Below are 10,647 nucleotides of genomic sequence, written 5' to 3'. Positions count from 1 at the left end.
CGGACGGTCGCCACCGGAGCGGAAGCCACCCGACGGACGGTCGTCGCGGCGGAAACCGCCACGGTCGCCACCACGGTCGTCACGGTTGAAGCCACCGGACGGACGGTCGCCACCACGGAAGCCACCACCGGACGGACGGTCGCCACCGGAGCGGAAGCCACCCGACGGACGGTCGTCGCGGCGGAAACCGCCACGGTCGCCACCACGGTCGTCACGGTTGAAGCCACCCGAGGGACGGCCACCGCGGTCGCCGCCGCGGAAGCCGCCACGGTCGCCACCGCGGTCGCCGCCGCGGTTGTCGCGACGCTCGAAGTTGCCGCGGTCGTCACGCTGGGCGCGCTGCTCCTCGCGGCGCTCCTGCGCGGCCAGCTCGGCGGCAGCGGCGGCGGCAGCAGCCGCGACCTCGGCCTCGGCGGCCTCGGCCACCTCGGCGACAGCGGCCTCCGGGTCCTCGCCGCGCTCACGGGCGGAGCGGGCGACGAGGCGGTCGGCCTCCTCGCGCAGCTCGCCGGCACGGCGGGTCAGGCGCTCGAGCTGCTTGGTGAGCTCGGCGACCTCGCGCTCGGCCTGCTTGGCCGCGTTGTTCGCGGAGTCGGCCTGGACCTCGGTCAGCGAACGCGCACCGGTGATCTCGGCGACCTCCGGGTCGAAGGCGCCGACGCCCTGGACGATGTGACGCGTGGCGTCGACGCCCGCGTCCTCCATCAGGCGGAAGATCTGGCGGCGCTGGTGCGGAAGCGCCAGCGACACGACGACACCGGACTTGCCGGCGCGGGCGGTACGGCCCGAGCGGTGCAGGTAGTCCTTGTGGTCGCCGGCCGGGTCCACGTTCAGGACCAGGTCGATGCCGTCGACGTGGATGCCGCGGGCGGCGACGTCGGTGGCGACGAGCGCGTTGACGTAGCCGTCCTTGAAGTCGGCGAGGACGCGGGTACGGGCACCCTGCGTCATGCCGCCGTGCAGCGCGTCGGCCTTCACGCCGGACTCGACGAGCTGCTCGGCGATGCGGTCGGCGCCCAGCTGGGTGCGGACGAAGATGATCGTGCGGCCCTTGCGGGCGGCGATGGCGGCCGTGACCGGCGCTTTGTCCTTCGGCTTCACGACGAGGACGTGGTGCGTCATGGTCGTGACGTTGCCCTGCGCGCTGTCGACCTCGTGCGTGACGGGGTTGGTCAGGTAGCGCTTGACCAGCGTGCCGATCTCGTTCTCCATGGTGGCGGAGAAGAGCATGCGCTGGCCGCCGCCGGGGATCTGGTCGAGCAGCTCGGTGACCTCGGGCAGGAAGCCCAGGTCCGCCATCTGGTCGGCCTCGTCGAGGACCGCGACCTGGACGTTCGCCAGGGAGCAGGCGCCGCGGTTGATGATGTCGCGCAGACGGCCCGGGGTGGCGACGAGGACGTCGACGCCGCGCTCCAGAGCGAAGATCTGGTTGCTCATGGAGGTACCGCCGCAGACGACCTTCATCTTCAGGCCGAGGACGTCGCCGTAGGGCTGGAGGGCGTCCGCCACCTGCATCGCCAGCTCACGGGTCGGCGTGAGGATGATCGCGCGGGGCTTCTTCTTCTCCGTGTGGCCGCCGGCCAGCGAGGCCAGGGTCGGCAGACCGAAGGAGAGGGTCTTGCCGGAGCCGGTGCGGCCGCGGCCGAGGATGTCCTTGCCGGCCAGGGCGTCCGGGATGGTCGCTGCCTGGATCGGGAAGGGGGCGGTGACGCCGTTCTGCGCGAGCTTGCGCACGATGCCCTCGGGGAGACCGAGGTCGCCGAAGGTGATCGAGGGTTCCGCGTCAGCGTCAGCCTCGTCGTCGTCGAAGTCGGTGGTGGAGTCCTCGAAGGACTCGTCGGTGTTCACGTCGGCCTCAAGAGCCTCGATGATCTCGTCGGCCTCAGCGGCCTCGATCGCCTCAGTGACCACAAGGGCCTCGGCGTCGATCATCTCGTTGGAGTCGTTCTCGGGCATGACGGAACGGTCAGAGCTGGAAATGGACATGCGAAATGCGAAACCTTCCGGAGTCTCGGCACGCGCCCAAACTCCGTGAATCGCAAATCGACCGCCTCAATGCGGTCAGCCACGGTTAGGGAGAGTACGCGCCACACGGCGCTCTTCGGAGTCGGCGCCGGGCAATGGGATCAAACGATCTATAACCATACGCACCCTCCCCGGGGTCTGGCAAGTCACTCCGACCAGAAAGCCTCTGACCTGCACAAACGACCCTCGGGATGGTTACCGGAACACGCCCCACCGGGTGCCCGGCGGAGCCGGCGGGCCTAGAGTTCCGGCGCCGGAGCGGTGGTGGGCTCGGGCTGCGGAGTCGGCGGAGCGGGCGTGGGTTCCGTCACAGGGGGAGTGGTGGCCGGCGGTTCCGGGGTCGGGCTCGCCGAGTGCTGCCCGCCGCCCGAACCGCCCGGGCCGCCGGGTCCGCCCGAACCGCCGCCCGAGGTGGGCTGCTGGGGTCCCTGCCCGCCGGCCCCGCCGCCCGGTCCCGCCGACGGGGCGGGCACCCCGGGCTGCCCGCTCGGCGCGCCCGCGCTCGGCGAGGCCCCGGTCGCGCCGGAGGCCTTGCCGTCCTCCTTGGTCCTGCCGTCCTGGTTCCCCGTACCGTCCTTCGCGCCGTGCCCGTTGCCGTGGACGCCGGAGCCACGCCCCGAGACCGTCCCCGCGCCCGCCTCGGCACCGCTGCGGCGGTCCCCCGGGGCGGAGGGCCCGGGCTTCGCCGCGTTCTCGCCGACGCTCATGCAGCCGGCCGTCGCCGCGACCGCGAGCGCGGTGACGGCCAGTCGGAGGGAAGCGGACAACTGGCGCACGGGGGCACCTCCGGAGCCTGAGGGTGAACATTCCGCATGAGCGGGTCAATGTGCCCAACTCCCTTTGACGCGTAAGGGACACGCCCTCAGGCGAAGAGCTGCCGCGCCACCTGCGAGCCGAGGTGCACCGCGCTCAGCCCGACCAGCACCGACATCACCACGTTCGCCGCGGCCAGGAACCGCTGTCCGCGCTCGGCCAGCCGCACGCTCTCGTACGAGAACGTCGAGTACGTGCTCAGCGCTCCGCACAGTCCCGTCCCCAGCAGCAGCTGGAGCCGCGAGCCGGCGGCCCCCGCCAGCGCCGCCCCTGCCAGCACCCCGAGCACCAGGCAGGCGCTCGCATTGACCACGAAGGTGCCACACGGGAAGGCGCAATCGTGCCGCGCCTGCACCGCGCGGTCCATCAGATAGCGCAGCGGGGCGCCGACGGCCGCGCCCGCCACCACCAGCAGCCAGTTCACCGCGGAACCCGTCCGGGGCCCGCCTCACGCCCGGCGCCTCGGCCCCGGACCGCGAACCGGGTCGCCGAGGCGGCGGCCCACACCGCGCCCAGCGCCGCCACCACCGTGAGCCCGGCGTAGGCCAGCGCGGTGCCCGCCTCCCCCTCGTCCAGGAGCCGCGAGAAGTCCGCCGCGTAGGTGGAGAAGGTGGTGAAACCGCCCAGCACGCCGACCCCGGCGAAGGGCCTCAGCAGCGGATGCGGGGAGGTCCGGCCGCCCTCGCTGATCAGCACCATCAGTACGCCGATCAGCGCGCTGCCGGAGGCGTTGATCCACAGGGTCGCCCACGGAAAAGCCCCGGGACCGGCCGGCCAGAGCAGGGAGACCCCGTAGCGCGCCGCGCCCCCGACCGCGCCACCGACCGCCACCGCCGCGAGCACCCGGCCCCGCGGCTCGGCGCGCTGCGCGGGTACGCGCAGGTCGACGTCCGGATCGATGGCTTCTTCCGCCGCCCCGTCGCCGGGGACCGGCGAGCGGGTCACCCGTACCCCAGCGCGTGCAGCCGCTCGTCGTCGATCCCGAAGTGGTGGGCGATTTCGTGCACGACGGTGACCTCCGTCTCCGCGACCACGCTCTCCCGGTCCTCGCACATCCGCAACGTGGGATTGCGGTAGATGGTGATCCGGTCCGGCAGCACCCCGGCGTACCACTCGCCGCGGTCCGTCAGCGGGGTTCCCTCGTACAGACCGAGCAGCTCGGGGTCGTCCGCGGGTGGTTCGTCCTCGACGAACACCGCCACGTTGTCCATCAGCCGCGTCAGCTCCGGCGGGATCCGGTCCAGGGCCTCTGCGACGAGCTCTTCGAACTCCTCGCGCGTCATCTCCAGCACCGGGCCATTGTCCCTCCGGAGCAAACCGTTTTGGCGATAGCTCCCCGGATCCCATATGCTTCTCACGTCCCCGACGCGCTGAGAAGTGCCCGGCGGGCCTTTAGCCCTCATCGTCTAGTGGCCCAGGACGCCGCCCTTTCAAGGCGGTAGCACGGGTTCGAATCCCGTTGGGGGTACGCAACACCATGTGCGAGACTTGTTCTCGCACAATGCAAGGACCTGTGGAGCAGTTGGTTAGCTCGCCACCCTGTCAAGGTGGAGGTCGCGGGTTCAAGTCCCGTCAGGTTCGCTGAAGCCGGAAACGGTTTCGTGGCTGGGTAGCTCAGTTGGTACGAGCGATCGCCTGAAAAGCGATAGGTCGCCGGTTCGACCCCGGCCCCAGCCACCATCGGAAGGCCCCGTCCATCGGACGGGGCCTTCTTGCGTTACTCGGCCTCACCCGTGGGGCCGGAGCGGCGGCGCCACTGCACGAGGCCGACGGCCGCCGCCGCCACGGCGACCAGCCCGAGCAGCGCCCAGTCCGGCACCGCGTCCGCCAGCGAGCCGACCCACTGCTCCACCGCGAACGAGTCGTCCACGTCCAGCAGCCCCGGCAGCGCGCTCGCCCCGTCGTACGCGAGGAACAGCGCGCCCAGGGCGATGAAGAACAGCCCGGACAGCAGCGAGGTGGTGTGCAGTTCGAAGCGGCCGACCGCGAAGGCCCGCCCGCGCAGCCAGCGCCGCCCGCCCAGCTCGAACCGCTCCCACAGCAGGGCCAGCAGGAACAGCGGCACGGCCATGCCCAGGGCGTAGACCGCGAGCAGCAGGCCGCCGTAGACGGGGCTGCCGCTGACCGCGGCGACCGTCAGGACGCTGCCGAGGATCGGACCGGCGCAGAAGCCGGCCAGCCCGTAGACCGCGCCGAGCGCGTACACCGACAGCGCGGTGGTGGGCCGGATCCGGCCCGAGAGCTCCGCGATCCGCTTCGGGGCGAAGCCGAGGCCCAGGATCTGCGCGAGGCCGAGCGCGATGATCAGCCAGCCGCCGGCCAGGACGAGCTGGTCGCGGTTGCTGTGGAAGAACCGCCCGGCGTACGAGCCGGCAGCCCCGAGCGGTACGAGGGTGCTGGCGAGGCCCGCGTAGAAGATCCCGGTGCGCGCCAGGAGCCGCGAGGTGGAATCGATGGAGTACGCGAAGAAGGCCGGCAGGAGCAGTGCGCTGCACGGGCTGAGCAGCGCGAGGAGGCCGCCCAGCAGGGCGGCCAGGTATCCGATGTCGGTCACTGCTTCGCCGCCTCAGCCTTCGCCCGGGCGATGGCGGCCGTGAAGGTGTCCAGCGACTGGGCGCCGGCGATCGGCTTTCCGTTGAGCAGGAAGGACGGGGTGGAGGTGACGCCGATGCGGTAGCCCTCCTCCTGGTCCTTCTTCAGGGCCGCGGCGGCCTGCTCGCCGGCCATGTCCGCCGTGAAGCGCTCCAGGTCGGGGACCCCGGCCTCCCGGGCCAGCTCCACGAGCCGCGGCCCGGCGAAGCCCTTGTCCTTCGAGCCGTCGGCGTAGGCCGCGGCGTGGAAGGCGTCGAAACGGTCCTGCTGCCCGGCCGCCCAGGCGGCCTTGGCGGCGGCCTCGGACTCGGCGCCGAAGATCGGGAAGTTGCGCCACTCGATGCGCAGGGTGCCGTCCGCGACGTACTTCTTCACCAGTTCGGGCTCGGTGTCCCGGGCGAACTTGCCGCAGTAGCCGCACTTGAAGTCGGAGTACTCGATGAGTACGACGGGCGCGTCGGCGCGGCCGACGGCCAGCTTGTCGCCGGAATCGCGGCGGGCCAGCGCCTTGAGCTCGGCGGCGGGGTCGGTCCGGGGCGCGGCCACGGCGCCGGAGCCGGAACCGGACGAGCCGGATTCGGCGGGGGCAGTGGCCTGCCAGGAGACGATGCCGAGGGTGATCGCGGCGAGGGCGACCCCGGCGGAGATCAGCAGGGGCTTCGTGGAGGTCTTGGAAGAGGGCATGCGGGTGCTCCAGAGCTGCGGTGGTGAGGCGGGACCGGTGGGGGACCGGCCTCCTAGACCCGCATCACGCAGAGTTCCAGCCGGTCGGGCGCCGGGCGGTCGGGACCGCGTACGAGGACCTGTAGGGGCATGGCCGCGGGCGGACCGGCCTCCTCGGGCGCGGCCCGGGCCGGCGGGACCTGGGCGTGCTCGCCCCAGGCGCGCGCGGGGACGGCGGGCGTACCGCCGCGCTCGGGGGCTGCCGGGGCGCAGGCGGGACCGCCCGCGTCGGCGAACACGGCCGCGCGGGCCCCGGCCTGGGACGCGGCCCATACCGGCGACGCGGCCGATGCCGGGGTCGATTCGGAGGCCGGGACCGGCGCCCGGACCGCGGCCGCGGCAGGGGCCTGGCCGACCGGGATGCCCGCCGTCGCCAGGGCCGCGCAGCCCAGGAGTACCGCCAGGACCACGCCGAGCAGGCTCCGGACAGGGCGGGGGCGGAACAAGGTGGGCTGCCTCTCACTGGGACGACCGGCGGACTCGTCCCGAAATGGTACGGGTCCACCCGACAAATGCGTTCGCCACCCGGCGGGCCCAGGTGAGATCCTCGATCAGGTATGTCTACTTCCTTCGCCGCCCTGCAGACGCTTCTCGGTGAGATCCCGCTCCGTGACGCGCACCGCCTCGGCCGCCGCCTCGAAGGCGCCCGCCGTATCCGCAAGCCCGAGGCCAAGCAGGCCGTGCTCGACGAGATCGCCGCGGAGGCCACCAAGGCCGCCGAGCGACTGGCCGGCCGTGCCTCGCGGATGCCGGAGGTCACGTATCCCGAGAACCTGCCCGTCAGCCAGAAGAAGGACGAGATCGCCGAGGCGATACGCGACCACCAGGTCGTGATCGTCGCGGGCGAGACCGGCTCCGGCAAGACCACGCAGATCCCCAAGATCTGCATGGAGCTGGGCCGCGGCGTCCGCGGCATGATCGGGCACACCCAGCCCCGCCGGATCGCCGCGCGCACCGTCGCGGAGCGGATCGCCGAGGAACTCAAGTCCGAGATCGGCCAGACGGTCGGCTGGAAGGTCCGCTTCACCGACCAGGTGGACCCGGACGCGACCTTCGTGAAGCTGATGACGGACGGCATCCTGCTCGCCGAGATCCAGACGGACCGCGAGCTGCGCGCGTACGACACGATCATCATCGACGAGGCCCACGAGCGGTCGCTGAACATCGACTTCCTGCTGGGCTACCTGGCCACGCTGCTGCCGAAGCGTCCCGACCTCAAGGTCGTCATCACCTCGGCCACCATCGACCCCGAACGCTTCTCGCGGCACTTCGGCGAGGCGCCGATCGTCGAGGTCAGCGGGCGCACGTATCCGGTGGAGGTGCGCTACCGGCCGCTGCTCGACGAAGGAGCCGAGGACGCCGAGGACGCCGACCGGGACCAGATCACCGCGATCTGCGAGGCCGTGGACGAGCTCCAGTCCGAGGGACCGGGCGACATCCTGGTCTTCCTCTCCGGCGAGCGGGAGATCCGCGACACGGCCGACGCCCTGAACAAGCGCAATCTGCGCTTCACCGAGGTTCTCCCCCTCTACGCGCGCCTCTCGCACGCCGAGCAGCACCGCGTCTTCCAGCAGCACACCGGCCGCCGGATCGTCCTGGCCACCAACGTCGCCGAGACCTCGCTGACCGTCCCCGGCATCAAGTACGTGATCGACCCGGGCACCGCCCGGATCTCCCGCTACAGCCACCGCACCAAGGTCCAGCGGCTGCCCATCGAACGGATCTCGCAGGCCAGCGCCAACCAGCGCAAGGGCCGCTGCGGCCGTACCAGCGACGGCGTCTGCATCCGGTTGTACTCCGAGGACGACTTCGACGCCCGTCCCGAGTTCACCGACCCCGAGATCCTGCGGACGAACCTGGCGTCCGTCATCCTCCAGATGACCGCGGCCGGCCTCGGCGAGATCGAGAAGTTCCCCTTCCTCGATCCGCCGGACCACCGCAACATCCGCGACGGCGTGCAGCTGCTCCAGGAGCTCGGCGCGCTGGACCCCGCCGAGAAGGATCCCACGAAGCGCCTGACGCAGATGGGGCGCCAGCTCTCGCAGCTCCCCGTGGACCCGCGGCTGGCCCGCATGGTCATCGAGGCCGACAAGAACAACTGTGTCCGCGAGGTCATGGTCATCGCGGCGGCCCTGTCCATCCAGGACCCGCGCGAGCGGCCCTCGGACAAACAGACCCAGGCCGACCAGAACCACGCCCGTTTCAAGGACGAGACCAGCGACTTCCTCTCGTTCCTGAACATGTGGCGCTACGTGCGCGAGCAGCAGAAGGAGCGCGGCTCGTCCTCGTTCCGCCGGATGTGCAAGCAGGAGTACCTGAACTTCCTGCGGATCCGCGAGTGGCAGGACATCTACTCGCAGCTGCGCACGGTCGCCAGGAGCATGGGCATCCACGTCAACGAGGCCGATGCCCCCGAGCAGGTCATCCACGTCTCGCTGCTGGCCGGCCTGCTCTCGCACATCGGGCTCAAGGACACCGACAAGAACGAGTACCTGGGCGCGCGGTCGGCCAAGTTCGCGATCTTCCCGGGCTCCTCGCTCTTCAAGAAGCAGCCGAAGTTCGTGATGTCGGCCGAGCTGGTGGAGACCTCGCGGCTGTGGGCCCGGGTGAACGCCAAGGTGGAGCCCGAATGGGTGGAGCCGCTGGCCCAGCACCTGATCAAGCGCACCTACAGCGAGCCGCACTGGGAGAAGGACCAGGCAGCCGTGATGGCGTACGAGAAGGTCACGCTGTACGGCGTGCCGATCGTCGCCCAGCGCAAGATCAACTACGGCCGGATCGACCCCGAGGTCGCGCGCGAGCTGTTCATCCGCAACGCGCTGGTCGAGGGCGACTGGCGCACGCACCACAAGTTCTACGCGGACAACCGCAAGCTCCTCACCGAGGTGGAGGAGCTGGAGAACCGGGCCCGGCGCCGCGACATCGTGGTGGACGACGAGACCCTCTTCGACTTCTACGACCAGAAGATCCCCGACCACGTGGTCTCCGGGGCGCACTTCGACTCCTGGTGGAAGCACAAGAAGGGCGAGGAGCCCGAACTCCTCGACTTCGAGCGCGCGATGCTGCTGACCGAGAAGGCGGCCGGGGTCACCAAGGCCGACTACCCGGACTCCTGGCGGCAGGGTCAGCTCACGTTCCGGGTGACCTACCAGTTCGAGCCGGGCGCGGACGCCGACGGCGTGACCGTCCACATCCCGCTCCAGGTGCTGAACCAGGTCACCGACGAGGGCTTCGACTGGCAGATCCCGGGCCTGCGCGAGGAGATCGTCACCGAGCTGATCCGCTCGCTGCCGAAGCCGATCCGCCGGCACTACGTACCCGCGCCGAACTACGCCGGCCGCTTCCTGGACACGGCGGTGCCGCTGCAGGAGCCGCTGCCGGTCACGCTGGCGCGCGAGCTCCAGCGGATGGTCGGCGTCCCGGTCTCGGCCGAGGACTTCGACCTCGGCCGGATCCCGGACCACCTGAAGATCACCTTCCGGATCGTCGACGAGCGCCGCAAGAACCTCGCCGAGGACAAGGACCTGGAGGCCCTGCGGCTCAGGCTGAAGCCGAAGGCCCGCCAGGCGCTCTCCAAGGCCGCCGCGGCCACCGCCGAGCGGGCGGGCGGGGAGTCGGTGGAGCGCACCGGGCTGACCGAATGGACGATCGGCGCGCTCACGAAGGTCTTCGAGACCCGGCGCGCGGGCCAGCCGGTCAAGGCGTACCCCGCGCTGGTGGACGAGGGCGCGACCGTCTCCGTACGGCTCTTCGACACCGAGGCCGAGCAGCAGCAGGCGATGTGGCTGGGCACACGGCGGCTCATCCTGCTGAACATCCCGGTGAATCCGGCGAAGTTCGCCTCGGACCACCTGGGCAACCAGCAGAAGCTGGCCCTGTCCAGGAACCCGCACGGCTCCATCCAGGCGCTCTTCGACGACTGCGCGACCGCGGCGACCGACCGGCTGATCGCCGACCACGGCGGACCGGCCTGGGACGAGGCGGGCTTCCGCAAGCTCTACGAGGCCGTGCGCGCCGACCTGGTGGACACGACCGTGCGTACGGTCGGCCAGGTGCAGCAGGTGCTGGCCGCCTGGCAGGCCTGTGAGCGCCGCCTGAAGGCCACGGGCAGCCTGGCGCTGGTCGCGAACATCCAGGACGTCAAGACGCAGCTGGCGGCCCTCGTGCCGACCGGCTTCGTCACGCTCACCGGGCTGCGCCGGCTGCCGGACCTCATGCGCTACCTGGTGGCGGTGGACCGGCGGCTCCAGCAGATGCCCACGGGCGTCCAGCGCGACACCACGCGCATGGAGAAGGTCCACGAGATGCAGGACGAGTACGCCTGGCTGCTGGAGCAGTTGCCCAAGGGGCGGCCGGTCCCGTCCACGGTCACCGACATCCGCTGGATGATCGAGGAACTGCGGGTCAGCTACTTCGCGCACGCGCTCGGGACGGCGTACCCGATCTCCGACAAACGGATCGTGAAGGCGGTGGATGCGGCGGCGCCGTGACCGT

At 71.3% G+C, this 10,647-nt stretch carries 9 protein-coding genes and 3 tRNA genes; 4 read left to right on the top strand and 8 right to left on the bottom strand.

Annotated elements, in window-relative coordinates; all coding sequences use genetic code 11:
- The 5 genes from ACIQZO_RS26255 to ACIQZO_RS26235 form a co-directional block, all read right to left on the bottom strand.
- Positions 1–1,986 (bottom strand): DEAD/DEAH box helicase (locus ACIQZO_RS26255; protein WP_403630445.1); only part of this gene is annotated, 1,986 nt, incomplete at its 3' end.
- A 278-nt stretch (positions 1,987–2,264) separates the two neighbouring features.
- Positions 2,265–2,801, bottom strand: a complete 537-nt coding sequence (locus ACIQZO_RS26250; protein ID WP_403630442.1) for a hypothetical protein — start codon at positions 2,799–2,801, stop codon at positions 2,265–2,267.
- Positions 2,802–2,887: 86 nt separating this feature from the next.
- Positions 2,888–3,262 (bottom strand): fluoride efflux transporter CrcB, encoded by a 375-nt coding sequence (crcB, locus tag ACIQZO_RS26245; RefSeq protein WP_403630439.1) that lies wholly within the window; start codon positions 3,260–3,262, stop codon positions 2,888–2,890.
- Entirely contained in the window at positions 3,259–3,783 is a 525-nt protein-coding gene (locus ACIQZO_RS26240) for a CrcB family protein (RefSeq protein ID WP_403630436.1), read from the bottom strand. The genes crcB and ACIQZO_RS26240 overlap by 4 nt, the downstream gene beginning before the upstream one ends.
- Positions 3,780–4,130, bottom strand: coding sequence for a metallopeptidase family protein (locus ACIQZO_RS26235; RefSeq protein ID WP_030012899.1), 351 nt, complete (start codon positions 4,128–4,130; stop codon positions 3,780–3,782). Before ACIQZO_RS26235 ends, ACIQZO_RS26240 begins: the two co-directional genes overlap by 4 nt.
- 103 nt (positions 4,131–4,233) lie before the next feature.
- On the opposite strand from ACIQZO_RS26235, the gene ACIQZO_RS26230 reads away from it, so the two are divergent.
- The 3 genes from ACIQZO_RS26230 to ACIQZO_RS26220 all read left to right on the top strand — a co-directional run bounded on the left by ACIQZO_RS26230 (position 4,234) and on the right by ACIQZO_RS26220 (position 4,518).
- Positions 4,234–4,306, top strand: a tRNA-Glu gene (locus ACIQZO_RS26230).
- 39 nt (positions 4,307–4,345) lie between these two features.
- A tRNA-Asp gene (locus ACIQZO_RS26225) sits at positions 4,346–4,419 on the top strand.
- Positions 4,420–4,441: 22 nt separating this feature from the next.
- Positions 4,442–4,518, top strand: a tRNA-Phe gene (locus ACIQZO_RS26220).
- A gap of 37 nt (positions 4,519–4,555) precedes the next feature.
- Here the strand turns inward: ACIQZO_RS26220 and ACIQZO_RS26215 are convergent.
- Genes ACIQZO_RS26215 through ACIQZO_RS26205 form a run of 3 tightly spaced genes read right to left on the bottom strand, consistent with a single transcriptional unit; the run spans position 4,556 to position 6,563 of the window.
- A complete protein-coding gene (locus ACIQZO_RS26215; protein ID WP_403630433.1) occupies positions 4,556–5,392 on the bottom strand; it encodes a cytochrome c biogenesis CcdA family protein in 837 nt (278 codons plus the stop codon).
- The gene (locus ACIQZO_RS26210) at positions 5,389–6,114 is read right to left on the bottom strand and encodes a DsbA family protein (RefSeq protein ID WP_403630431.1); all 726 of its coding nucleotides are present in this window, start codon (positions 6,112–6,114) and stop codon (positions 5,389–5,391) included. The genes ACIQZO_RS26215 and ACIQZO_RS26210 overlap by 4 nt, the downstream gene beginning before the upstream one ends.
- 53 nt (positions 6,115–6,167) lie before the next feature.
- A complete protein-coding gene (locus tag ACIQZO_RS26205) occupies positions 6,168–6,563 on the bottom strand; it encodes a hypothetical protein (RefSeq protein WP_403630428.1) in 396 nt (131 codons plus the stop codon).
- 147 nt (positions 6,564–6,710) lie between these two features.
- On the opposite strand from ACIQZO_RS26205, the gene hrpA reads away from it, so the two are divergent.
- Entirely contained in the window at positions 6,711–10,643 is a 3,933-nt protein-coding gene (hrpA, locus tag ACIQZO_RS26200) for an ATP-dependent RNA helicase HrpA (protein ID WP_403630425.1), read from the top strand.
- The last annotated feature ends 4 nt before the right edge of the window (positions 10,644–10,647 follow it).

The organism is Streptomyces sp. NPDC097617 (genome assembly GCF_044761485.1).
In the GTDB taxonomy this organism is placed as follows: Bacteria; Actinomycetota; Actinomycetes; order Streptomycetales; family Streptomycetaceae; genus Streptomyces.
Note: the sequence above shows the minus strand (reverse complement) of the source record. Positions and strands in the feature narration are given on the sequence as shown.